General features: G+C 59.2%; 18 protein-coding genes, 1 tRNA gene and 1 pseudogene. 6 read left to right on the top strand and 14 right to left on the bottom strand.

The window, feature by feature from the left end:
- The 4 genes and pseudogenes from ACIOZM_RS19670 to ACIOZM_RS19655 form a co-directional block, all read left to right on the top strand.
- Nucleotides 1-479: pseudogene (locus ACIOZM_RS19670) on the top strand (phenylacyl-CoA dehydrogenase); the annotation flags it as partial.
- Nucleotides 480-703: 224 nt separating this feature from the next.
- Nucleotides 704-1,993, top strand: a complete 1,290-nt coding sequence (locus ACIOZM_RS19665) for a GGDEF domain-containing protein (protein WP_401216455.1) — start codon at nt 704-706, stop codon at nt 1,991-1,993.
- An 89-nt stretch (nt 1,994-2,082) separates the two neighbouring features.
- Nucleotides 2,083-3,879: an acyl-CoA dehydrogenase C-terminal domain-containing protein gene (locus ACIOZM_RS19660; RefSeq protein WP_401216454.1), complete on the top strand. Its 1,797-nt coding sequence runs from the start codon at nt 2,083-2,085 to the stop codon at nt 3,877-3,879.
- Between the two features lie 213 nt (nt 3,880-4,092).
- Nucleotides 4,093-5,871 (top strand): acyl-CoA dehydrogenase C-terminal domain-containing protein, encoded by a 1,779-nt coding sequence (locus ACIOZM_RS19655; RefSeq protein WP_401216453.1) that lies wholly within the window; start codon nt 4,093-4,095, stop codon nt 5,869-5,871.
- Nucleotides 5,872-6,098: 227 nt separating this feature from the next.
- Here the strand turns inward: ACIOZM_RS19655 and ACIOZM_RS19650 are convergent, their stop codons facing one another.
- Complete coding sequence (locus ACIOZM_RS19650; RefSeq protein ID WP_401216452.1) at nt 6,099-7,028, bottom strand: LysR family transcriptional regulator; 930 nt, start codon at nt 7,026-7,028, stop codon at nt 6,099-6,101.
- Nucleotides 7,029-7,197: 169 nt separating this feature from the next.
- Here ACIOZM_RS19650 and ACIOZM_RS19645 point away from each other — a divergent pair, with 169 nt between their 5' ends.
- The gene (locus ACIOZM_RS19645; protein ID WP_401216451.1) at nt 7,198-8,481 is read left to right on the top strand and encodes an aspartate aminotransferase family protein; all 1,284 of its coding nucleotides are present in this window, start codon (nt 7,198-7,200) and stop codon (nt 8,479-8,481) included.
- A gap of 203 nt (nt 8,482-8,684) precedes the next feature.
- Nucleotides 8,685-8,843 carry a YqaE/Pmp3 family membrane protein gene (locus ACIOZM_RS19640; RefSeq protein ID WP_003228885.1) on the top strand — a complete coding sequence of 53 codons (159 nt, stop codon included), beginning with the start codon at nt 8,685-8,687 and terminating at the stop codon, nt 8,841-8,843.
- 150 nt (nt 8,844-8,993) lie between these two features.
- Here the strand turns inward: ACIOZM_RS19640 and ACIOZM_RS19635 are convergent, their stop codons facing one another.
- From ACIOZM_RS19635 to ACIOZM_RS19575, 13 genes are all read right to left on the bottom strand, one after another.
- Nucleotides 8,994-10,805 carry a prolyl oligopeptidase family serine peptidase gene (locus tag ACIOZM_RS19635; RefSeq protein ID WP_401216450.1) on the bottom strand — a complete coding sequence of 604 codons (1,812 nt, stop codon included), beginning with the start codon at nt 10,803-10,805 and terminating at the stop codon, nt 8,994-8,996.
- Entirely contained in the window at nt 10,771-11,907 is a 1,137-nt protein-coding gene (gene pqqE / locus ACIOZM_RS19630; RefSeq protein WP_401216492.1) for a pyrroloquinoline quinone biosynthesis protein PqqE, read from the bottom strand. The genes ACIOZM_RS19635 and pqqE overlap by 35 nt, the downstream gene beginning before the upstream one ends.
- A gap of 7 nt (nt 11,908-11,914) precedes the next feature.
- The gene (gene pqqD, locus ACIOZM_RS19625) at nt 11,915-12,190 is read right to left on the bottom strand and encodes a pyrroloquinoline quinone biosynthesis peptide chaperone PqqD (RefSeq protein ID WP_401216449.1); all 276 of its coding nucleotides are present in this window, start codon (nt 12,188-12,190) and stop codon (nt 11,915-11,917) included.
- Nucleotides 12,187-12,939 carry a pyrroloquinoline-quinone synthase PqqC gene (gene pqqC, locus ACIOZM_RS19620; protein ID WP_401216448.1) on the bottom strand — a complete coding sequence of 251 codons (753 nt, stop codon included), beginning with the start codon at nt 12,937-12,939 and terminating at the stop codon, nt 12,187-12,189. The genes pqqD and pqqC overlap by 4 nt, the downstream gene beginning before the upstream one ends.
- A gap of 147 nt (nt 12,940-13,086) precedes the next feature.
- Nucleotides 13,087-13,998 carry a pyrroloquinoline quinone biosynthesis protein PqqB gene (gene pqqB, locus ACIOZM_RS19615; protein WP_401216447.1) on the bottom strand — a complete coding sequence of 304 codons (912 nt, stop codon included), beginning with the start codon at nt 13,996-13,998 and terminating at the stop codon, nt 13,087-13,089.
- Nucleotides 13,999-14,079: 81 nt separating this feature from the next.
- Entirely contained in the window at nt 14,080-14,154 is a 75-nt protein-coding gene (gene pqqA / locus ACIOZM_RS19610; protein WP_003444522.1) for a pyrroloquinoline quinone precursor peptide PqqA, read from the bottom strand.
- A 156-nt stretch (nt 14,155-14,310) separates the two neighbouring features.
- Nucleotides 14,311-16,737: a pyrroloquinoline quinone biosynthesis protein PqqF gene (gene pqqF, locus ACIOZM_RS19605; RefSeq protein ID WP_401216446.1), complete on the bottom strand. Its 2,427-nt coding sequence runs from the start codon at nt 16,735-16,737 to the stop codon at nt 14,311-14,313.
- A gap of 38 nt (nt 16,738-16,775) precedes the next feature.
- On the bottom strand, nt 16,776-17,570 hold the full coding sequence (locus ACIOZM_RS19600) for a carbon-nitrogen hydrolase family protein (protein WP_401216445.1): 795 nt from the start codon (nt 17,568-17,570) through the stop codon (nt 16,776-16,778).
- A gap of 12 nt (nt 17,571-17,582) precedes the next feature.
- A complete protein-coding gene (locus ACIOZM_RS19595; RefSeq protein ID WP_401216444.1) occupies nt 17,583-19,265 on the bottom strand; it encodes a flavin monoamine oxidase family protein in 1,683 nt (560 codons plus the stop codon).
- Nucleotides 19,266-19,487: 222 nt separating this feature from the next.
- Nucleotides 19,488-19,949 (bottom strand): Lrp/AsnC family transcriptional regulator, encoded by a 462-nt coding sequence (locus tag ACIOZM_RS19590; protein ID WP_401216443.1) that lies wholly within the window; start codon nt 19,947-19,949, stop codon nt 19,488-19,490.
- Nucleotides 19,950-20,743: 794 nt separating this feature from the next.
- A tRNA-Ile gene (locus tag ACIOZM_RS19585) sits at nt 20,744-20,820 on the bottom strand.
- A gap of 15 nt (nt 20,821-20,835) precedes the next feature.
- Nucleotides 20,836-24,582: a bifunctional diguanylate cyclase/phosphodiesterase gene (locus ACIOZM_RS19580; RefSeq protein ID WP_401216442.1), complete on the bottom strand. Its 3,747-nt coding sequence runs from the start codon at nt 24,580-24,582 to the stop codon at nt 20,836-20,838.
- 126 nt (nt 24,583-24,708) lie between these two features.
- Nucleotides 24,709-25,213, bottom strand: a 505-nt coding sequence (locus tag ACIOZM_RS19575) for a sigma-70 family RNA polymerase sigma factor (protein ID WP_007251959.1), incomplete at its 5' end; no start/stop codon positions are given.

Here is a 25,213-nt window from a genome sequence, read left to right as displayed (position 1 = left end):
CCACCGGTATCCAGGCACTCGACCTGCTGGGCCGTAAAGTGCTGATGACTCAAGGCGAGGCTCTGAAAGGCTTCACCAAGATCGTCCACAAGTTCTGCCAGACCAACGAAGGCAACGAAGCCGTTCAGGAATTCGTCACTCCGCTGGCTGCACTGAACAAAGAGTGGGGCGAGTTGACCATGAAGGTCGGTATGGCTGCCATGAAAGACCGCGAAGAAGTTGGCGCGGCTTCCGTGGACTACCTGATGTACTCCGGTTATGCCTGCCTGGCTTACTTCTGGGCCGACATGGCGCGTCTGGCAGCCGAGAAGCTGGCAGAAGGCACCAGCGACGCGGCGTTCTACACCGCCAAGCTGCAAACCGCGCGCTTCTACTTCCAGCGCATCCTGCCGCGTACCCGTACACACGTGGCCACCATGCTGTCGGGCGCCAATAACCTGATGGACATGAAAGAAGAAGACTTCGCACTGGGCTACTAAGTCTCAGGGCAAGTTTCACGGCCGCTGCTCCCTCCGGGGACAGCGGCTTTTTTTATGCCTCATGAATAATTGTTTAACAGCGCTAAATTCCCCACTAAAACGCTAAGAAAAGCTGATTTCCTGCCGTTAAAGAGGCTTCGATGTGACGCAGGTCACACTGCATGTGCTTAACTGCTCTAAATGCAGGCACAATGCCATCTTTTGCCGGGTCGGAGTTCAACCCCTTGCCGCGTTCTTCCGCTGTACGTTTTAGCCATTTTTTACCATCACTGCTGTTGTTACTCGCGGGGTTGTCGGCTGCGTACGTCAAAGACCTCAACGTGTTTTTCACTTCACTGTTCAACGTATTGCCGACTCTGGTGCTGCTGTTGGGTGGTGCTTACTGTGCGGTTTACCGACGTCAGCGCGAACTGTTTCTGATGCTCACGGTGTACATCGCCTACTTCCTGCTCGACACCCAGACCGACTATTACCGCGACAACGGCAAAGTGCGTGAAGACGCTGCGGTGGTGTTCCATCTGGTGTGCCTGCTGCTGCCTCTGTTGTTTGGCCTGTTCGCGGCGTGGCAGGAACGTACGCACCTGTTTCAGGACATGGTGGCGCGGTTCGCCGTGTTGCTGGCCTTCGGCAGCGTCGCCCTCGGGCTTGAGCAAAGTTACCCGCAAGCGCTGCTGATGTGGCTTTCGGAGATCCGCTGGCCAGCGCTGCATGGCGCGTGGATGAGTCTGATCCAGTTGTCGTATCCGGTGTTCATCTCGGCATTCGTGCTGTTGGCCTGGCAATACTGGCGCAACCCGCGACCGCTGCACGCGGCGCAACTGGTCGGCTTGCTCGGGGTGTTCTGGATGCTGCCGAAAACCTTCATCCTGCCGTTCACCCTGAACATCATGTGCAGCCAGGTGATGTTGATGATCGCTGCCGCCGTTGCGCATGAGGCCTATCAAATGGCCTTCCGCGACGAACTCACCGGTCTGCCGGGACGCCGCGCACTCAACGAACGCATGCAGCGTTTGGGTCGCAACTATGTGCTGGCGATGAGCGACGTTGACCACTTCAAGAAATTCAACGATACCCACGGTCACGATGTGGGTGACCAGGTTCTGCGTCTGGTTGCCAGCAAGCTGTCGAAGATCAGCGGCGGCGGTAGGGCGTATCGCTATGGCGGCGAGGAATTTGCTCTGGTATTCGCCGGAAAGACCCTCGAAGAATGCATGCCGCACCTGGAAGTGATCCGCGAGTCGATCGCGTCTTACAGCATTCAACTGCGCAATCAGGAAAACCGTCCGAATGACGATCAGCAAGGTCGTCAGCGCCGAGCCGGCTCTGGCGCGTCGAGTGTTTCGGTCACCGTCAGTATTGGCGTAGCCGAACGGCTGGAGCAGCGCAACCCGGAACAAGTCCTGAAATCCGCCGACGAGGCGCTCTATGCAGCCAAGGGCGCCGGGCGTAACTGTGTGGTGGCGTACGGGCAGAACCGCCGTGGCGCGGTGCGCATGGACGCTGCTGCGGGTTGAGTGATGACAGCGCATTCAGCGTCTGGACAGTGATTGTGAGGCGTGGTGGCCGGCAGTAGGTTGAAGAAATCTGCTGACGGAGAAGCACCATGCCTGAGTACAAAGCCCCCCTGCGCGACATGCGCTTTCTGATCGACAACGTCTTCGACTTCCACGCCAACTACGCCGCCCTGGGTGCCGATGAAGCCAGCCCGGACATGATCAGCGCGATCCTCGAAGAAGGCGCGAAGTTCTGCGAGAACGTGCTGGCGCCGCTCAATCGCAGCGGTGACGAAGAGGGCTGCCATTTCGACAATGGCGTGGTAACAACGCCTACAGGTTTCAAGCAAGCCTTCGCACAATATGTCGAGGGCGGCTGGCACGGTCTGGCGGCAGATCCGGCTTATGGCGGGCAGGGCTTGCCGAGTTCGCTGGGGCTGGTGATCAGCGAGATGGTCGGTTCCAGCAATACGTCCTGGGGCATGTACCCGGGGCTGACCCACGGCGCGATGTCGGCAATCCATGCCCACGGCACCGAAGAGCAGAAAAATACTTACCTGAGCAAACTCACCGCTGGCCAGTGGACCGGCACCATGTGCCTGACCGAAGCCCATTGCGGCACTGACTTGGGCATCATCAAGACCCGCGCCGTGCCTCAGGCCGACGGCAGTTACGCGATCAGCGGCAGCAAGATTTTTATCTCTGCCGGTGAGCACGACATGAGCGACAACATCATCCATCTGGTGTTGGCCAAGTTGCCCGACGCGCCAGCCGGCACCAAGGGTATTTCGCTGTTCATCGTGCCGAAATTCCTCCCGGACACGACCGGCGAAGCGGGGCAGCGCAACGGGGTTTCCTGCGGTTCGATCGAACACAAGATGGGCATCAAGGCATCGGCCACTTGCGTGCTGAACTTCGACGATGCCAAAGGCTTTTTGATCGGCGAGCCGAACAAGGGCCTCAACTGCATGTTCACCATGATGAACCACGCACGGCTCGGCACTGGGATGCAGGGCCTGTGTCTGGGGGAGGCGAGTTTTCAGGGGGCGATCAAGTACTCCAATGACCGCTTGCAGATGCGCTCGCTGACCGGTGTCAAAGCCCCGGACAAACCGGCGGACCCGATCATCGTCCACCCGGACGTGCGGCGCATGCTGCTGACCATGAAAGCCTTCAACGAAGGCAACCGTGCGCTGACCTACTTCACCGCGCAGCTACTCGATAACGCGCATCTGAGCGCTGAGGCCGAGGCACGTCAGGAGGCCGAAGACCTGTTGGCCTTCCTCACGCCGATCTGCAAAGCGTTCATGACCGACTCCGGGCTGGAAGTGACCAACCTCGGCATGCAGATCTTCGGCGGCCACGGATTTATCCGTGAGTGGGGCATGGAGCAGCTTGTTCGCGATTGCCGGATCGCGCCGATCTACGAAGGCACCAACGGCATTCAGGCGCTCGATCTGCTGGGGCGCAAGGTGCTTGGCAGTCAGGGCAAGTTGCTGCGCGGCTTCACCAAAATCGTCCACAAGCTCTGCGCAGCTAATGCCGGGCATCCGCAGTTGGGTGGTTTCGTCTCTCAGCTTGATCAGCTCAATCAGCAATGGGGCGAGCTGACCATGAAGGTCGGCATGGCGGCGATGAAGAACCCGGATGAGGTCGGGGCCGCGTCGGTGGATTATCTGATGTACAGCGGTTACATCATCCTCGGCTACCTGTGGCTGCGCATGGCGCTGGTTGCGCAGGCGCAACTGGAGGCGGGCGAGGGGGAGGCGGATTATCTGCGTGGCAAATTGGCGACGTGCGAGTTTTACTTCAAGCGCTTGTTGCCGAGAACGGCGGCGCATCGTGCGGCGATTGAGGCGGGGAGTGATTGTTTGATGCAACTGCCAGCCGAAGTGTTTGCGCTGTAGGAAAGATCAAAAGATCGCAGCCTTCGGCAGCTCCTACACGGGATAGAGTTTTACCTGTAGGAGATGCCGAGGGCTGCGATTTTTTCACGATGACTAAAAATAACAAATCAGTCACCGGTTGACCCTATGTGTCGCAAAAGTTGTTGGGGTACACTCGGCCCCAACGAAAACACCATTCCACGAATCACCTGTTTAGATCTTGCGAGGTTTGCCATGGCTGACTACAAAGCGCCGCTGCGCGATATGCGCTTCGTCCTCAACGAAGTATTCGAGGTCGCCAAACTCTGGGCCGAACTGCCTGCATTGGCCGAGACCGTCGATGCGGAAACCCTTGAAGCCATTCTCGAAGAAGCCGGCAAGGTCACCAGCAAAAGCATCGCGCCCCTGAGCCGTGCCGCTGACGAAGAAGGTTGCCATTGGGCGGACGGTGCCGTCACCACGCCAGCCGGTTTTCCACAGGCTTACCAGACTTATGCCGAAGGCGGTTGGGTCGGCGTTGGTGGTGATCCGGCCTACGGCGGCATGGGCATGCCCAAAGCCGTGTCGGCCCAGGTTGAAGAAATGGTCAACTCCGCCAGCCTGTCGTTCGGTCTGTACCCAATGCTGACGGCCGGCGCTTGTCTGTCGATCAACGCCCACGCCAGCGAAGAACTGAAAGCCGCGTACCTGCCGAACATGTACGCCGGGATCTGGGCCGGTTCCATGTGCCTGACCGAGCCGCATGCCGGCACCGATCTGGGGATCATCCGTACCAAGGCCGAACCTCAGGCCGACGGTTCCTACAAGGTCAGCGGCACCAAGATCTTCATTACCGGTGGTGAACACGACCTCACCGAAAATATCATCCATCTGGTACTGGCAAAACTGCCGGATGCTCCAGCGGGCCCGAAAGGTATTTCGCTGTTCCTGGTGCCTAAGTTCATGGTCAATGCCGACGGCAGCCTGGGCGCACGCAACCCGGCGAACTGCGGTTCGATCGAACACAAGATGGGCATTCAGGCGTCCGCGACCTGCGTGATGAACTTCGACGAAGCTGTGGGCTATCTGGTCGGCGAGCCGAACAAGGGCCTGAACGCGATGTTCACCATGATGAACTACGAGCGTCTGGGCGTTGGTATTCAGGGTTTGGCCACTGGCGAGCGCTCTTATCAGAACGCTGTCGAATACGCTCGTGATCGTCTGCAAAGCCGTTCGCCAACCGGCGCGCAGAACAAAGACAAAGTCGCTGACCCGATCATCGTCCACCCGGACGTGCGTCGCATGCTGCTGACCATGAAAGCCTCGAACGAAGGTGGCCGGGCGTTCTCCACCTACGTGGCGATGCAACTCGACACCGCCAAGTTCAGCGAAGACCCAACCACCCGCAAGCGTGCCGAGGACCTCGTCGCGCTGCTGACGCCAGTGGCCAAGGCGTTCCTGACCGATCTAGGTCTGGAAACCACGATTCACGGCCAGCAGATTTTCGGCGGCCACGGCTACATCCGTGAGTGGGGTCAGGAGCAACTGGTGCGTGATGTGCGCATCACCCAGATCTACGAAGGCACCAACGGCATTCAGGCGCTGGACCTGGTCGGTCGCAAGATCGTCGGTAGCGGTGGCGCGTTCTACAAGCTGTTCGCTGACGAGATTCGCCACTTCACCGCAACTGCCAATGCCGATTTGGCCGAGTTCACCAAGCCGCTGAACGACGCCGTCGATACCCTCGACGAACTGACAGCGTGGCTGCTGGATCGGGCGAAAAACAACCCGAATGAAATCGGCGCGGCCTCGGTCGAATATCTGCAAGCGTTCGGCTATGTGGCATACGCCTACATGTGGGCACTGATGGCGAAAGCTGCGCTGGGCAAAGAAACTCAGGAAGATTTCTACGCCAGCAAGCTCGGCACCGCTCGTTTTTACTTCGCCCGTCTGCTGCCGCGCATTCACTCGTTGAGCGCGTCGGTGAAGGCTGGCAGCGAGTCGTTGTTCCTGCTGGACGCCGCGCAATTCTGATCCAAAACGTTATGTAAGCAATCTCTTACATAACGTGCTGCTGTTCTCCCATATGCGCCAATTGGATCCACGGCTAATCTACATTTCATGGACGTCGAGCAGGAAGCTCAAAGCAACAACACGGACACGTAGGATTCTGCCAGGGTGGCGGAGTGAAATGGATGTCAGGGAAACAGTCTGCAAAGCCCCGCTTCGGCGGGGTTTTCTTTTGCCTGAAGAAAAGTGCCTCAGCTCAGGTCATCCAGTGATGGCGTGCCTTTCAGCGGTTTCCCTTCGCGCTGCATCACTTCCTCCAGCAACGTTCGCAACAGCGCCAAAGAGGCTTGTTGGCGTTGCACATCGCGACATACCAGCCCGACTTTCAGCGGCACCCGTGGTTCGCTCAGCGGTTTCCACAGCAGATCCTGATCGCCATATTCCTTTTGCGAACGCCCCGGCAGCACTGTCGCCAGACGGGTATGCGGCAAGCTGTCGAGAATCCCCACCATATTGTTCAGCTCTGCCTGCACCTGCGGACGACGCCCGAGGCTGGCCAGTTGCGCCTGCCAGATCTGACGAATCTGAAACTCTTCACCCAGCAGCAACATCGGCAACTCGGCGGCCTGCTTCATCGAGACCTTCTTGAATTCGCGCAACGGATGATCCGCCGGGATCACCAGCGTCAGTTCATCTTCGTAGAGCATCACCCCATGCAGGCCGGGCTGACGTGGTGGCAGGTAACTGATGCCGATGTCCAGCGAACCGTTGAGCAGGCGCCGTTCGATTTCCAGTCCGGTGAGTTCATAGATCTGCACCACCAGATGCGGCTGGGCCTTGCGCACCCGTTCAAGCATCTGCGGCACCAGACTGGTGTGTACGGTTTGCAGTACGCCAATCGCCAAGGTGCGCAACGCCTGACCCTTGAAGTTGCCCAGCGCTTCCCGCGCCCGTTGCAAACCATCCAGCAGCGGCAAAGCATGGTTGTACAACGTGTGGGCGGCGAGGGTTGGCAGCAGGCGTTTACTGCTGCGTTCGAACAGGCTGACATCGAGGTTCTGTTCGAGCTGGCGGATCTGCTGCGACAAGGCTGGCTGGGAGATCGAGAGGCGCTCGGCGGCACGGCCGACATGACCTTCTTCGTAGACCGCGACGAAATAACGCAGTTGTTTGAAATCCATAAGTAATGCTTATCGAAAATGCTGGGAAATCGAAATGGCTCGGCGCCGTGAGTCGGCCTAGTCTAACCGCATTAACGGGGCTTACAGGGCCATAAAGCGCGATGAATAGCGTTAGTGTCAAAAGCGTTTACATAGGCAGTTCAAAAAACCTCAAAGGAGGTTTTTTTCAATGAATCTGTTCAGTTTGCGGCGTCAGGCGCCAAGTCTGGATGATCTGGCTTACGAGGCTGGCGAAACCGAGGCTGGCGATAGCCTGAATGCCGAGCGTTTGATGCCTAGCGTCGAGCGGCCGCAGCAGGTCTTCGTCCGGGGGCAGGGTTCGTGGTTGTGGGACAGCAATGACCGCGCTTACCTCGACTTCTCCCAGGCTGGCGGCGCCAATAGCCTCGGCCACAGCCCGTCGGCGCTGGTCAAGGCCATCGCCAGTCAGGCGCAGTCGCTGATCAATCCCGGTTTCAATCTGCACAATCGCGGCATGCTCAGCCTCGCCGAACGGCTGTGTGCCAGCACTTCGAGCGACCAAGCCTACCTGCTCAACAGCGGCAGCGAAGCTTGTGAAGCGGCGATCAAACTGGCGCGCAAATGGGGGCAGCTGCATCGCGGCGGAGCGTCTCGCATCATCGTTGCGAAACAAGGTTGTCACGGCCGTAGTCTGGCGACGATGTCGGCGTCAGACAGTTGCAATCTGCACAACCGTTTCGCACCGCTGCTGCCGGGCTTCGATCTGGTGCCGTTCAACGACCTGCCGGCGCTGCACGTCGCAGTCGATGCGCAGACGGTGGCGATCATGCTCGAACCGATCCAGAGCGATGCCGGGGTGATTCCCGCGACCGAGCATTACCTCAAAGGCGTCGAGCGGCTGTGCCGCGAACTGGGGATTCTGTTGATCCTCGACGAAGTGCAGACCGGTATCGGCCGCTGTGGCACCTTGCTCGCCGAACAGTCCTACGGCGTTCGTGCGGATATCGTCGTCCTCGGCAAAGGCCTTGGCGGCGGCGTGCCATTGGCGGCGTTGCTGGCGCGGGGCAAGGCCTGCTGTTTCGAACCCGGCGAATTGGGCGGCACCCACCATGGCAATGCCTTGATGACCGCTGCTGGCCTGGTTGTGCTCGACAGCGTGCAGGATCGCACCTTCCTTGAGCAGGTCAAAGACAATGGCCAACACCTGCGTGAAGGCCTCGCCCGTCTGGCGCATCGTTACGGCCAGGGTGAGTTGCGCGGACAAGGTCTGTTTTGGGGACTGAGCCTGTCAGATGATTCGGCAGAAGCCGTAGTCAGTGCCGCACTGCACGAAGGCCTGCTGCTCAACGCCCCGCAAGCCAACTGCCTGCGCTTCACCCCGGCGCTGACCGTCAGCAAAACCAACATCGACGAAATGCTCCTGCGCCTGGCCCGGGCCTTCTCCCGCGTACGCACCGCGCAACTGCAATGCCGCAAAGGGATTGCCGTCTGATCCGAACCGTCCTGCCCTAATTCAAGAACCGTCTCGCGGTATAACGCACGCCTCACGCCTGATTCTTTTGGCGTGGGGCGTTTTTTTGTGTGGGGTAATGGCGAACAAATGGCCGGAGTCGGTGTTTGCACTGAACCCTGACGAACGGCGCGGGTCGATTAGCTTGTATGGCTCATTTGGGCCAACCCCTCAGGAGCACGCTCATGGACTTTATCCGCATCATCATCGCCATTCTGTTGCCACCGCTGGGTGTATTTCTGCAAGTCGGCTTCGGCGGGGCGTTCTGGCTGAACATTCTGCTGACGTTGTGCGGCTACATTCCCGGGATCGTGCATGCGGTGTACATCATCGCCAAGCGCTAAATACGGCGGCGCCCGATAGATCGATATCGCGGGCAAGCCCGCTCCCACAGGTTCTATGGCGTACACAGAATTCGTGAGCGACCGAGATCGTTGTGGGAGCGGGCTTGCCCGCGATTGTGGCGCCACGGTTCTGAAGGATGGACGTGGACTTCAGTCCACCATCCCCATCACCCGCCGATAAAACGTCCACTCCTGCTCCAGCGCATGCGCTTGATTACTGGCCCGGCGGAAGCCATGGCGTTCATCTGCGTAGTAGTGCGCCTCGACCGGAATGCCGTTGTGCTCCAGCGCGGCGACCATGTCGCGGGTCTGTTGCGGCACGACCACGGCGTCCAGCTCACCCTGAAAGAAGATCACCGGAACGCGGATATTGCTGGCGTGCAGCAACGGCGTGCGAGCGGCGTAGCGTTCTGCGTCTTGCTCAGGATCACCGATCAGCCAGTCGAGGTAATCGCCTTCGAACTTGTGCGTAGCCTTGCCCAGTGCCACCGGATCGCTGACCCCGTAGAGACTGGCGCCAGCGCGGAATACTTGTTCAAACGCCAAGGCGCACAACACCGTATAGCCGCCAGCGCTACCGCCACGAATGACGGCGCGATCACCGTCGATCATGCCGCGCTCAGCCAGATAGGCCACCACCGCGCACGCATCTTCGACATCCACTTCGCCCCAGCTCAGGTGCAAGGCCTGTCGGTATTCGCGGCCATATCCGCTACTGCCGCGATAGTTGAGGTCTGCAACGGCAAAGCCGCGCTGGGTCCAGTACTGAATGCGTGGATCAAGTATCGGGTAGCAGGCCGAAGTCGGGCCACCGTGAATGAACACCACCAGCGGCGGTCGGACTTCGTCAGTCATCGCCGGATAAAAGAAACCGTGTGCTTCGCCAGCGCCGCTCGGATAACACAGGGTCTGCGGACGGCTGATGCGCTCGGCTGGCAATGGCGCTACACCACCGACCAATACCTTTACTTCTCTGGAGTCACGATCAATGGCGATCACCGCCGAAGGGCTGATCGGCGAGGCCGCGATGCAATAGATAAACTGCTGATCCAGCGCCAGATGCCGGAAGCGACTGTAGGCGCCGGTGAAGTCTTTGCCACACAGGTCAAGACGACCGAAACCGCCTTCACTCCAGGTCGAAAGATGGCCGTCACCAATAGGCAGCCAGGTGCAGCCGCCCAGTTGCCACGGAGCCGGAGCGTGATCGGCCGCAGCAGCGGGCAGCGGGTTTAAGCCGTTCGATGACTCAGCCCACGGTTGCCAGAACCCGCCACGATCAGACAGGCAATACAATCGACCGGCAGCGTCGAATCGCGGCTGCTGGATCGACTCTTCAATCCCGTCGCCCGCCACGCAACGGGGTGTCGAGAAAGCACCTTTGGCGGAACGCTCGGCGACCATCAATCGCGTAGAAGTCCACGGCTGATGCGGACGGCTCCACTCGATCCACGCCAGTCGCTGGCCGTCCGGGCTGATGATCGGCGCAGCATAAAAGTCCGCCCCTTGCGCCAGCAAATGCCGCTTGCCGTCCGCCAGATCAATCGCTACCAAACGATGCTGATCATGGTTTTCCTCGACCGCCAGCACCTGATGCGCCGCAAAGTGCAGATCACCGTAACGACACTCACCTGAGGTCAGCGGCTGAGGCTCATCGCCGAGCGTCTGTCGATACAGTTGCTGATCCGCCTCGTTGACGAACACGATTCCGTCAGGCGTCAGACAAAACGCTCCACCGCCATATTCGTAGACCCGGCTACGCACGCTGAAACCCGCAGGCGTCAGACACGTCGCCACACCATCGCGCCAGTGCCAGATGCGACACGCAGCGTTTGCTGGACGGTATTCATTCCAGAACAAACCGTTGGCGCCGAGCTGCAGTTCGGCGAAATCCACACCGGCGGCGACGGCTTGAGTGGCGCTGAAAGGTTCAGCCTTTGGCGATGAGGCGCGAGTTTCGTTCATTACGGAAGGCCAGTTGTTCGATGGTCTGGGTGGCGTGCTCAGCTTCTTCGCGGGCCTTGAGAATCACGCCATGCTGTTCGGACTTGCTGCACACCGGGTCGGCGTTACTCGCGTCACCGGTCAGCATGAAAGCCTGGCAGCGGCAGCCACCGAAGTCCTTTTCTTTTTCATCGCAGGAGCGGCACGGCTCGGGCATCCAGTCGTAACCGCGAAAGCGATTGAAGCCGAACGAGTCGTACCAGATGTGCTGCATGCTGTGATCGCGCACATTGGGAAATTGCACCGGCAACTGCCGGGCGCCATGACAGGGCAGGGCCGTGCCGTCCGGCGTAACGGTCAGGAATATGCTGCCCCAGCCGTTCATGCAAGCTTTCGGGCGTTCTTCGTAGTAATCCGGGGTGACGAAAATCAGCTTGCACGGATGCCCTTCGGCTTCGAGTTTGGCGCGGTATTCGTTGGTGATGCGTTCGGCGCGCACCAGTTGCTCTTTGGTCGGCAGCAGGCCGACACGGTTGAGCTGCGCCCAGCCGTAGAACTGGCAAGTGGCGAGTTCGACGAAGTCCGCTTCGAGGGCGATGCACAGCTCGATGATGCGGTCGATCTTGTCGATGTTGTGCCGATGAGTGACAAAGTTAAGCACCATCGGGTAACCGTGAGCCTTCACCGCGCGTGCCATTTCCAGCTTCTGCGCGAAGGCCTTCTTCGAGCCGGCGAGCAGGTTGTTCACTTGCTCGTCACTGGCCTGAAAACTGATCTGAATGTGATCGAGCCCGGCCTTCTTGAAGTCGCTGATTTTCTGCTCGGTCAGACCGATGCCGGATGTGATCAGGTTGGTGTAGAAACCCAACTGCCGCGCCTCATGGATCAGCTCGGCCAGATCCTGACGCACCAGCGGCTCACCACCGGAGAAGCCCAATTGTGCCGCGCCCATTTCCCGCGCTTCGCGGAATACCTTGATCCACTGCTCGGTGCTCAGCTCTTTGCCCTGCTCGGCGAAATCCAGTGGATTGGAGCAGTACGGGCACTGTAGCGGGCAGCGATAAGTCAACTCGGCGAGCAGCCACAGCGGCAGGCCGATTTCCGGTTTTGGCGGTACTTGCACCGATGACTCAGGCAAGTTCGATCCAGTGCTGCGCACGGGCAACCTCCATGAATTGCTCGATGTCTTCACCGAGTTCAGGCACGCCGGGGAACTGTTCATCGAGTTTGGCGATGATCGCTGCGACATCCCGTTCGCCATCGATCAAGCCGCCGATCAACGCGGCGGTTTCGTTGAGTTTGATCATGCCTTCTGGGTACAGCAGCACATGGCCTTTCTGCGCCGGTTCGTACTGAAAGCGATAGCCGGGACGCCAGGTCGGAGTCTTGCTGCGGTCGAAACTCATAAGGTGATTCCTTTATGCCAGACCCGTTCTGCTGTGACGCTGTGATACGGCGGACGGTTCAGTTCGTAGGCCATGCTCATGGCATCGAGCATGCTCCAAAGGATGTCCAGTTTGAACTGGAGAATTTCCAGCATGCGCTCCTGGCCTTCGCGAGTCTTGTAGTGCTCAAGCGTGATCGCCAGACCATGCTCGACATCACGCCGCGCCTGACCGAGGCGGGTACGGAAATATTCGTAGCCGGCCGGATCGATCCACGGGTAATGCTGCGGCCAACTGTCGAGGCGCGACTGGTGGATCTGCGGCGCGAACAATTCGGTCAGCGAGCTGCTGGCGGCTTCCTGCCAACTGGCGCGACGGGCGAAGTTGACGTAGGCATCGACTGCGAAGCGAACACCGGGCAACACCAGTTCCTGAGAGCGCAATTGATCCGGGTCGAGGCCGACCGCCTGACCGAGGCGCAACCAGGCTTCGATGCCGCCGTCTTCACCGGGGGCGCCGTCGTGGTCGAGCAGGCGCTGAATCCACTCGCGACGGATTTCGCGGTCCGGGCAATTGGCGAGGATCGCCGCGTCTTTCAGGGGAATGTTCACCTGATAGTAGAAGCGGTTGGCGACCCAGCCCTGAATCTGCTCGCGGCTGGCGCGGCCTTCATACATCGCCACATGGTAGGGATGATGGATGTGGTAGAAGGCGCCTTTGGCGCGTAACGCGGCTTCGAATTCGGTGGGGGACATTGGCGTGTCGGTCATGTCTGTTCTCCGGGAACAACCGTTGGATTCTGTGGTGTCTGCTCAGGCCTCATCGCCAGCAGGCTGGCTCCCACAGGGGTTTGTGCACACCAAAACCCAATGTGGGAGCCAGCCTGCTGGCGATGGCCGCGCCGCGGTGTCAACTGCTTACAGCACAATACTCATGCCATCAAACGCCACTTCAACATTACGCCGCGCCAGTTCCGCGCGCTGCGGCGAATCTTCATCGAGAATCGGGTTGGTGTTGTTGATGTGGATAAGCACTTTGCGCTGCTCGGGCAATTGCTCCAGCACTTCAAGCATGCCGCCGGGGCCGTTCTGCGCCAGATGGCCCATCTCGCGACCGGTGCGGGTGCCGACGCCGCGACGCTGCATCTCATCGTCATCCCACATCGTGCCGTCGACCAGCAAGCAGTCGCTGCCGGCCATGATTTCCAGCAGCGGCGCGTCAACCTTGCCCAGCCCCGGTGCATAGAACAGCTTGCCACCGGTTTTCAGGTCTTCGACGATCAGGCCGATGTTGTCGCCCGGGTGCGGGTCGAAACGGTGTGGCGAGTATGGCGGTGCCGCGCTGCGCAATGGCAGCGGGGTGAAACGCAGGTTCGGGCACGCGGCCACGGTGAAACTCTGATCGAGTTCGATGCGATTCCAGTTCAACCCGCCATTCCAGTGGGTGAGCATGGTGAACAGTGGAAAGCCGCTGCTCAGGTCTTCATGGACCATGTCGGTGCACCAGACCTGATGCGGGCAACCTTCGCGCAGACTGAGCAGGCCCGTGGTGTGGTCGATCTGGCTGTCCATCAGGATGATCGCGCTGATCCCGGTATCACGCAGGGCGCGGCCCGGTTGCATCGGGGCGAAGCTCTGCAACTGCGCGCGGATGTCTGGCGAGGCATTGCACAACACCCAGTTCACGCCATCGTCAGAAATCGCGATGGACGATTGGGTGCGGGCGTGTGCATTCAGGCTGCCATCACGAAAACCTGCGCAGTTGACGCAGTTGCAATTCCACTGCGGAAAACCGCCACCGGCGGCCGAACCCAGAATCTGGACGAACATGAACGCTCCATCATTTCAACGCTGAAAATAAAACGCCCCGGCGAGCCGAGGCGTTGCACTGCAATGTTCCAGAAGCAGAACTCAGCGGCTGGCGAAGTACATGGTGACTTCGAAGCCGATACGCAGGTCGGTGTAAGCAGGTTTAGTCCAAGCCATGGGGTGTCTCCTTCAGGTGGGTGAGATAGCGCTATCCATAGGTATAGTCCACGGCAGCGCTGGGATGTTCCAAATAGTTAGGCTGCTATGTTACTCAAAATTTCAACGGGATTGCCCGTGAATCTTTGAGAAAGCTCCTTGCAGCCCCGGTAATGATCATTTTGCCGCTTGCCACGGCGCACCCGGTGCCGCGCAACTGGCGAGACAGCGCCAGCCGGCCTCGGCGTTGTTCAAACCTTGAGCAGCGGCAAGCAATGTCGGGCGATCCAGTTGACCGATGGCCGCGACCAGTTGTGCCAGATAATCCGACGAATGGCCGGCCAGCTCGCCCTGCCACAGGAGATCGGCGGCGTCTCTACTGGACAGCGACTCAATAGCGAACTGGTCAGCCAGTGATTGACGCTGCTGGCTGAACCCGGCGTCATCAAGCTGTTCGATCAGCATCGGAATGCCATTGAGGAACTGCTGAATGTGATCGAGCAGTTGCGCAGGGGCGACGATGGGTGATTGCACACCGAACAGCAACCCGGTCTGACCGTGGATTTGCCGCAAGGCACTGAACACCGCATATCCCAGCTGCAACTCGACCCGCAGGCGCTGATAGAACGGCGTCTGGGACAAGTGCGCTAGCAGGCGCCATGCAGCTTCATTGGCTATTTCGCCGCTGGCGGTCGGGCAGAACAGCAACAGTGCATGCTCACCGGATTGGGTGTCGATGTGGTTCCACATATGTTTGGCGTTGTTCGCCACAGGTGCAGACAGCTGATTGTCCGATACACCCGGGATGCGGCTCAAAGCCAGGCCCATGGCGGATTGGGTCTGCGGGTTGAGGCCCAGCGTCAGTCCGTCCCAGCGCGCAGTTGTCCACAGGTGTTTGGCGTCATCGGACGGCGCCACCGATGGCAGGCAAGATTCGGGTAAGACCTTAAGTAGTTGCCGGATTGGAATCAACGGCGATTGCGGCTCGCCCTTGGGCGAATCGGCGTCAACCTGCGTCAGATTTTTCAGCGCGTGTTCGAGGACTTCCGGCATTGGTTCTTGCAGCCCCGTCAGTTTCAGCAACCACTGATTGCCCGTCGTGGTGAGGGACACGTCGACTCCGGCCTGCAGCGCGTCGTCCCGAGTTTCCCGAAGACTGCGTTGCAACTTCACTTGCAGATCGGCACTTGCCGACGCTTCCATTTGCCAGCGCAGATAAATCGCACCGTGATCAGTATTGTCCGGCAGCGCCTGGCTGAATTGCATGGACGACCGCTCGCGACGACCGCGCGAGCGATCCTGTGCAAAGGTGCGCAGGCCACGGTGAGCGCTGGTCTGGCCGCGAATCAACCCGGCGTTGGCCAAAGGCTCGGCGGCACGCAGGAACGGGTTGGTGGCAGGCAGGTGCCAGTGGCTGCTGAAATTATCCACAGCGCCGATTTCGCCAAGGATGTGCTTGAGCGCAACAACCCCGGATTCCGGCAGGCCGCTGCCGAGTTGTTCGCTGTCGCTGCGTGCCAATTGCAGCGCACCGCTGATTTGCTGTTGTCGCTCAAGCAGGACGGCGTACTGCTCACGCAACGACACCCAATCCTGTTGCGCAGCGAAAAAGCTCAGCCAATCCTGCAGTTGTTCACCGATGGCCGGCGCTGATTCCGCGGGCGCAACAAACTCCAGGTGCAACAAGGCTTGCCCGGCAAAGCGGTACAGCGGCGCGGCAGTCAGGCTATCGGCGAGGCCTTGTTGCTGCAAGTGGGCGAGCAAACCACCCGGTTTGCTGCTGTTCAACCAGTGGCAGAGAAACCCCAGCGCTTCGGCGGATGACTCGGGTAATGCCTCGAATGCAAAAAGCAGATTGAGGCGTAGATCCGCGACCTGTTGATAACTTTTTGCCGCAGCGTCGATCAATGGCAACGGCGCGACTTGCGCAACGTTATCCCCAACCGGCAACGCCGCCGCAAACTGTTCCGCCAATGCGCGCAACTCTTCCAGATTCTGGGGACCGACCAGACTCAGGGTCATCTGTCCTGTGCAGTAAAACTGCTGATGGAAGTCCTTCAGTGCCTGCTGAAACGCCGCTTGTTCCACTGGAAGGCTGTCTCGGTTGCCCGCATGGAATCCGCGCAACGGATGCTCCGCCGACAAGCCTTCGTACAACGCGAGTTCCTGCTGAGCCGCTGGATCTTGCGACCACGCGACAAATTCCGCGTCCAGCACTTCGCGTTCCCGCAACTGATCGTCCGGATTCATACGCGAGTGGGCGAGCATGTCTGACAGACGCTCAAGCCCTTCATTGAAGGATCGAGGCGGCAGCTCGAAGAAGAAGTCGGTGGTGCGCTCGCGAGTGCTGGCGTTTACCTGTCCGCCGTGACTCTGTACGTAGGACATCAGCGCCTGGCTTGCAGGAAAACGCTCGGTGCCGAGAAACAGTAGATGCTCAAGGAAATGCGCCAGCCCCGGCCATGCCAAAGGTACGTCATGGCTACCGGCGGCAACCCGCAAAGCCGCGGCACTGCGGGTCAGACCGGGGATGTGACGCAGGGTCACGCGCAAGCCGTTGGCCAGGGTTTCAGTGTGGGGGCGGGGGTGAGTCGGCGCAGGCATGGGCACTTCCAGAACAGTGAAGTGCCAATGCTAGCGGATTAGCGCTTGTTCAGCGCGTCGTAAAGCTCTGGGCGACGGTCATTGAGGTAGCGATTGGCGGCGCGTGAGTCGGCCATCAATTGGCGATCCAGCTCTCCGACGATCAAGGCTTCATCGAGTCCGGCCTGAGCGATGCGCTCACCATTGGGTGCGGCGATGCTGCTTTGGCCGCAATAGTGGATATCGCCCTCGTGGCCGCAATAGTTGGCGTAGGCCACGTAACACTGGTTTTCGAAGGCCCGCGAGCGTACGGAAACGTCCGCGATGAAGTCGAAAGGAATCATGTTCGCCGTCGGCACCAGAATCAGTTCGGCGCCGTCGAGGGCCAGACGCCGGGCGTTTTCCGGAAACTCCAGGTCGTAGCAGATCAGGAACCCGAGCTTCCAGCCGTTGAGTTCCACTACCGGGAATTCACCCTCGCCGGGGCTGAACATCGAGCGATCAAGATCACCGAACAGATGCGTCTTGCGGTAATTGCACAGGCGCTCACCGTGGGCGTCGATCAACTGCACGGCGTTGTAGATCTGTCCGTCAGCGGTGCGTTCGGGGTAACCGTAGAGGATCGCCAGACCGGCAGCCTTGGCGATCCTGCCAATCTGCTGCGCCCATTCGCCGTTGTAGACCTCGGCCAACGTGCTCACCGCTTCGGCACCGATGTTGTAGCCGGTCATGTACATCTCCGGCAGCACCAGCAGGTCGGCGCCTTGAGCCTCCATCGCCAGTTGATGCAGGCGCTTGAGGTTGGCGGACGGGTCCAGTGGCAGTGGCGGACATTGGTAAAGGGCTACACGCATCAGGGATTCCTCTTACTCGGGCAGGGCGATAGGGCCAATCTCTTTGAACACATCACCCGGGCCCGGGTTCTCTTTATGTGTGACGCCGCCGAAATGTTTCATGATCCCCCACACCGCATTCAGCGAAGTCTGCACCGCGCCTTCAACCCACGCCGGCGTCCACGAGACGTCGTCGCCAGCGATGAAAATCCCGCGCTGTTCGGCCGGCATATCGTCTTGCATGAAGTGCGCGTACATGCGCTGGTTGTAGCGATAGTGGCCGGGCAGGGCGCCTTTGAATGCACCGAGGAAATGCGGATCGGCTTCCCATGACACGGTGATCGGATCGCCGATGATGCGTGCGGCGATATCGACTTTCGGGTAGATCTTTTTCAGCGAGTCGAGCGCCAGCTTCACGCGTTTTTCCACCGGGTGCGGGAGCATTTTCAGCGCGTCGCTCATCCACGAGTACGACAGGCAGATCACCCCCGGCTTGTCGTCGCCGTTGTCGAACAGGTAGGTGCCACGGGTCAGGCGATCGGTAAGGGTCATGCTCATCAGGTCGCGACCGGTTTCCGGGTCCTTGTCCTTCCAGAATGGCCGGTCGACCATCACAAAAGTCTTCGACGATTGCATGTAGCGCGTGCGGTCGAGGGCCATCCACATCTTCTGCGAGAACAGGGTTTCGTCGCACTCGATCTGGGTGGTCAGCAGCCAGCTCTGGCAAGTGGTCAGCACTGCTGCGTATTCGCGGGTGTCGCCGTTGTTGTCAGTGACGGCAAAACGACCGTCCGGCGCGTGGGCGATTTTCTTCACGCCGGAACGTGGCGCGCCACGGTGCAGCGATTTCAGGCTGGTGCCTTCAGGCCAGTGCACGCAGCGCTCCGGCACATGGCGCCAGATGCCTTGCGGGACCTGCTCAACGCCGCCGACCACCAAGTGCTGGTGATCGTCGCAGTTGGTCATCACTACGCGGAAGATTTCCAGCATCGAATTGGGGAAGTCCGAATCCCAGCCGCCCGTGCCGAAACCGACCTGACCAAACACTTCGCGATGATGGAACGACAACTTGGCGAACGCCTTGGAGGTGGCAACAAAATCGTAGAACGTGCGGTCATCCCACAGCGGCACCAAGGTGTTCCACAGTTCCTTGAGACGCGGAACATCTCGCTCGCGAATTGCCTGCTGGATATCGGAAAACTGTGAGCCCGCCTCCAAAGCATCCGCCCAGGCGTCAGCCACTTCCTGGAACAGTGCAGGAAGATCCGCGAGTTTCTGTGCGTAATGGGTTTTGCCTTCGAGGTCGATCACCGTGCTGCCAGAGGCTGGCGTCAGCGGGTTCGGGAAAGGCTTGGTCTCAAGGCCGAGTTTGTCGACGTAGTGATAGAACGCCGTGGAAGACACCGGGAAACGCATGCCGCCGAGTTCAGCGACGATGCCATCGGTACCGTTGAACGCCTGCGAGCGCAAACGGCCGCCCATCTTCGACGCCTCGTAAACCACCGGTTTCAGACCGAGCTTCATCAGTTCGTAAGCCGCCACCAGACCGGCGATGCCCGCGCCGACAATCGCCACTTCAGCGCCATGGTTGTGTTCGGGAATGCTGCCGAGGCCAGCCGGGTGTTCGATCCAGTCGTCGAAGGCGAAAGGAAAGTCCGGGCCGAAAATGGTGATTGGCTTTTTACCGTCTGCAGGATGGCGATTGTTCTTGTTCATGGCTGACCTTGCTGGCGACTCGACGCGGGATGCGCGTCTGAGTATAGGAAAAGATGCCAGCCATTCTAGGGAGCGCAGAACACGTTAATAAGACGCAAAGTGTCGTCGTTTCGCCATTTTAACGATCAATATGACGATAGTGGGCTGCACAAAGATCACTGTGGGAGCGGGCTTGCCCGCGAAGAGGCCCTTAAATTCCCCCGAGAAGCCACGGCGGAAAAATCAGACCGGTTGCCCCCGATCAATCTTGCTACTCAAAATAATCGAAGTCGTGGTCTTCTCCACCCCATCCACGCTACCAATCTGATCCAGCAACTGATCAAGCTGCTCCGGCGAATCCGTACGCAACCACGCCACGTAATCAAATTCGCCACTCACCGCACACAACTGCTGCACCTGCGCCATCGCACTCAACCGGCGCACCACCTCTTTGCCGGAACGTGGCTGCACCTTGATCCCGACATACGCCTGCAACCCGCCATCAATCACCCGCTGACCAAGGCGCACGCCATAACCGGTGATCACTTTGGCCTTTTCCAGCCGCGCCAGTCGCGACGTCACCGTGGTGCGCGCAATGCCCAACTGCCGGGCAAGCATCGCCACGCTCTCGCGGGCATTGATCTGCAGGGCAGCGATCAACTGACGATCGATTTCATCAAGCACGGGCGGGCGAATGTCTGGCAAGGGGTGCGCTCCATTGGGCGTGGATCTTTGGGCGAGCATGTTACAGGCTCAACTGGCGAGGCGCTTGTGAGCAATAATCGAAGGGTGCATCCAAGTGTTGACCATGTTTTTTTTGTTGAAACAAAAGACCTGACAATTGATTTGACTTGCCAGCCCTCTTTGTCAAGAATGCCAACAAGAGCGCGAAATCTGCTGCATTGCAGGGCATTAGCAGACGTAGGTACCTCAGCGATGCTGCAACATCGGTGTAAGGTGAGACCTCTTCATCCCATTTCCTGAGGATGCAAATATCAGGATTCAAATATCAAGGGCAGCCTCATGGCTGCCCTTTTTCTTGGTCCTGGAGAAAGTATCGCTTGTACAGAAGCTCGCCCTGACGGTGTTTGTTCATGGCTCTTGCCGGGGCATGCATGAAGTTCCAGATGATGTGCCCGTTGCGCACGTCGACTACGACAAGCATGTCATTTTTACTTCTTCAATCGCAGTTGATCGCAGTTCTCTCGGCAGTGTGCGCAGGTCGGGTAAAGCAAGATCGATCCATGTGTGTTGATCGGCTGCTTCCTTTATCAGTGGGGCAGCATTTACGAGCATGAAAACAATCCTGGACGGGCGGCGGCCGTCCGGAGATTACGTGCTCGGGGAAAAGATCAACAAGGCTGGAAGTGGGGTAAAAGAATGGATTCAGAAGGTTCCTACAGATCTTGCGGCCGTCTTCCGAACATTGCATTCGTCAAGATCTGAGTCCGCGATCGATCACCCAAGAAAAAGCCGCGCATTTTGCGCGGCTTTCAATTTGGTGGGCCCACACGGACTTGAACCGTGGACCAAAGGATTATGAGTCCTCTGCTCTAACCAACTGAGCTATAGGCCCTCAGTAGGCCGCGGATTATAGCGACGGTTTGGCGGCTGTGCTATCCGAAAAATCCGATACGGTAATACGCAGAAACGTTGCGGCGAATTCTTCTGGCGGAAGCGGCAGGCTGACGATGTAGCCCTGGATCTGTTCGCAGCCTTCGGCGGCGAGGAATTGTTGCTGCGCCTGGGTTTCCACGCCTTCGGCAATCACGGTGAATTGCATGCTGCGACCCAGTGCGATGATGGCGCGCACAATCGCCGCGTCGTGGGGGTCATCGGGCAATCCGCGGACGAAAGACTGGTCGATCTTGAGGATATCCAGCGGCAAACGCTTGAGGTAACTGAGTGAAGAATAACCGGTGCCGAAGTCATCAATCGCCAGTTGTACACCGAGGTGTTTGAGTTGGTGCAGTACGGCCAGCGCTTCTTCAGCCTGACTCATGATGAAGTTTTCGGTAATTTCCAGTTGCAGTAAATCCGGCCTGAGACGGTTGTCCTTGAGCAGTTGCTCGATACGCGCGAGCAGATTCGGCTGTCGCAGTTGCGCGCCGGCAAGGTTGACCGACAGGGGCGTCTGGCAATCGTAGATCTGGCTCCACTCGAACATCTGCCGGCAGGCGGTTTCCAGCACCCAATCGCCGATCTGCAAGATCATGCCGTTCTCTTCGGCCAGCGGAATAAAGTGCTCCGGAGGTACTTCGCCGAACGTTGGGTGACGCCAGCGGATCAGCGCCTCGGCGCCCACCAGACGATGGTCTTCGAGGCTGATTTTCGGTTGGTAATAAAGGTGTAGTTCGTTGCGCTCGATGGCTCGCCGCAATTCGTGCTCCAACGCGACTCGCTCGCTGGCCTGCGCGGTGAGGTCGCGGGTGTAGCTCTCGACGCGGTTACGACCCTTGGCCTTGGAGCGGTACATCGCGGCGTCAGCGTTTTTGACCAGCGTGGCGACGTCGCAACCGTCCTGTGGATAAAGGCTGGTGCCGATACTGGCGCTGATGAAAAACTCGTGTTCGCCCGCCTGGAACGGCGCGCCGAAGCAATTGAGCAGTTTGGTGGCGATGTTATCGGCATCGCTGGCTTGTTGCAGGCCGGGCAGCAGGATGATGAATTCATCGCCACCGAGTCGCGCCACGGTGTCGATATCGCGCAGTTGCTCCTTGAGGCGCACGGCGATGCCTTTGAGCAGCAAGTCGCCGACCGGGTGGCCGAGACTGTCATTGATGTGTTTGAAACGGTCGAGATCGAGGAATAACACGGCACCTTGACCGCCATTTTCCTGTTGACCGTTGAGCGCCATCAGCAGGCGGCTTTCAAACAGCGTGCGATTCGGCAGGCCGGTAAGCGGGTCGTGGTGTGCCTGATAATCGAGTTTGGCCTGGGCATGCTTGAGGCTGGAGATGTCAGCGAACACTGCGACGAAATGGGTAATGAATTTATCGCGGTTACGCACGGCGCTGATGGTCAGCCAGCTCGGGTACAGCTCGCCGTTCTTGCGCCGGTTGGATATCTCGCCTTGCCAGTGACCTTCGTCGGTCAACTGATGCCACATCGCCGCATAAAACGCGCTGTCATGCAGACCGGAGGCGAGCAGCCGCGGGGTATGGCCGAGGGCTTCGCTTTCGCTGTAGCCGGTAATTTCGGTGAAGGCACGGTTAACCGCGCTGATGTGCTGCTGAGTGTCGGTGATCAATACACCTTCGGCGGTACTCTCAAACACGGTCGCGGCCTGCTGCAGTTTTTCCTGCATCAGGTGGCGTTCGGTAATGTCCCGGGCGATGGTCAGCATGCAGTCTTCATCGCCAATCGGCAGCGGACGGCTGGAGACTTCGCAGAGGCGAATCTGCCCGTCGCTGCGGCGGATATGGCAGGTAAAGTCGCGGACAAACCCGTCGCGGTGCAGCAGATCGAGCATCTGTTTGCGCTCGTTGAGGTTGACCCAAATCCCCAAGTCCAACGCCGAACGATCCACCGACATGGCGCTGTTGAAGCCGGTGATGCGGCTAAAACCGTCGTTGACCTCCAGCAGCAAGCCATCGCTCTGGCGCGACAGCAGCAAGCCGTCCGGCGAGGCGTGAAAAGCTTTGGCGAACTTCTCTTCGGAGGTTTGCAGTTGCTGTTGGGTTTCCTTGAGCTGAGTGATGTCGCGTACCACCACCACCAGCGCCGGCGTGGTGTCGAGATCGAATGGCTCGGCAGAAATCAGCCCGGTAAACACCTGGCCGTTGTTGCGGCGAAAAGGCATTTCCAAATTGCGGATGCTGCCGGCCTGCAAGCGCTGCAACAGTCCCGGGCCGACCCCGGGAATACCCCATATATTCAGTTCGGTGGCGGTTTGGCCCACGACTTCTTCGGCTTTCAGTCCGATCTGTTCTTCAAAGGCTTCGTTGACTTCAAGCAGGCAGCCGTCGGAGAGCCGCGCGATCACCAGAATGTCCGGGCATTGCTGGAATACCGAGGCGAACTTCTGCTCCGACAGACGCAGTGCTTCTTCGGTGCGCTTGGTTTCACTGATGTCGATCATCAAACCGCGCATCACCGGCTCGTGACCATGCTCGATCAGGCTGACGATGTCGCGCACCCACAGGCAACGCCCGTCGGCAGTAATCACCCGGTAGTCGAGGGTGTGATCGCGCCCTTCGCGCACGGCCTGATCGCAGATGCCTTGGGCTCGAGTCAGGTCGGCAGGGTGAATGATGTTGCGCCAGAAGCCCGGAATCAGCCAATGCGACTGCGGGTAACCGAGCAAATCCTCTGCGTGTGGTGAAACATAGCTGTAGGTGAAGTCGCTCATCCGCGCTTCCCAGGCAATGGCCGAAAGGCTCTCGACCAGGCCGCGATAGTGATATTCGCTGCTGCGCAGTTCCTGTTCGAGGTCGACGCGGCGGGCAATTTCCGAACTCAGACGCCGATTGATGCGAATCACCACGGCCAGCACGATCACCAGCAGGAGCAGGCCGGGCAGGCCGTAGACCAGCAAGTCCGACCAGAACGTCCGGTGATCGAGGACACTGCCGACCCAGTGTTCCTGAATGCTGCTGATTTCTTCCGGGGTCATGTCGGCAATGACTTTGTCCAGAATACCCACCAACATTTTGTTGTCGCGGGGCACGCCCATCGCCAGTTGATAGCGGTACGGGGTTTCACCACTGACATACAAACCGTCGAGCTTGAGTTGGCGCAGGCTCCAGACACTGGAAGCGAGATCGCCGACCACTGCGTCCACTTCATCGGTTGCCAGCGCCTGCAATGCCGAGCTGACATTGGGCATGGCCACCAGATTCAGATCCGGATGGTGGGTGCGCAGCAATTCGTGAGGGGCGTAGTTTTCCACTACGGCAATTTTCAAGCCGTACAGGTCTTCAATCTTGCGCGGCTGCGCGCCGCCGACGTGGGCGAGGATGACAATCGGAAAGTCGAGATAGGGGCGGGTGAACGACAGATAGTTCTGGCGCTCTGGCGTGGACATGATGCCCGGCAGCAGGTCGATTTTACCCTTTTTCACCTGCTCCAGCACTTCGGTCCAGCTCGAGGGCTCGACGGGCGTGAGTTTGATCGCCAGGCGTTGGCGGATCACGTCGATGTAGTCCGCAGCGAGGCCTTGATAACGGCTCTGTTCGTCACGGAACTCAAACGGCGGCCATGAAGCATCTACACCCAGGCGCAAATCGGGGTGAGCCGCCAGCCAGCTACGTTCTTCATCGGTCAGAGTCAGCGCGTCAGCCGTTGCGGTCCAGATCATCAGTGACAGCAAAAAAAGCACGGGCGCCAGTCTGGGCATAACGGTCTCGTTATGGCTCGGGGGTGAATGTTTCGAGTGTAGACGGGGTATGCGGGGGAGGGGCGTTGCGAGGAATTTAATCTGCCATATAAACAAAACCCCCGGCCTGGGCCGGGGGTTCTGGTATCACTCGTCGAGGAAGGAGCGCAGATGCTCGCTTCGCGTCGGGTGGCGCAGCTTGCGCAGCGCCTTGGCTTCGATCTGACGAATCCGCTCACGCGTTACGTCAAACTGTTTGCCCACTTCTTCGAGTGTGTGGTCGGTGTTCATGTCGATACCGAAACGCATGCGCAGTACTTTGGCTTCACGTGCAGTGAGGCCGGACAGCACTTCGCGAGTCGCTTCTTTCAGGCTCTCGACAGTGGCGACATCGATTGGCGACTGCATGGTCGAGTCTTCGATGAAGTCACCCAGATGAGAGTCTTCGTCATCACCGATCGGGGTTTCCATGGAGATCGGCTCTTTAGCGATCTTCAATACCTTGCGGATTTTGTCCTCAGGCATCTCCATGCGTTCGCCCAGCTCTTCCGGTGTCGGTTCACGACCCATTTCCTGCAACATCTGGCGGGAAATACGGTTGAGCTTGTTGATCGTCTCGATCATGTGCACCGGAATACGGATGGTGCGGGCC

The sequence above is a fragment of the Pseudomonas sp. NPDC087346 genome (assembly GCF_044744235.1).
Taxonomy (GTDB): domain Bacteria; phylum Pseudomonadota; class Gammaproteobacteria; order Pseudomonadales; family Pseudomonadaceae; genus Aquipseudomonas.
The sequence above is the reverse complement of the archived record's forward strand: the minus strand, read 5'-3'. Positions and strand labels throughout refer to the sequence as shown.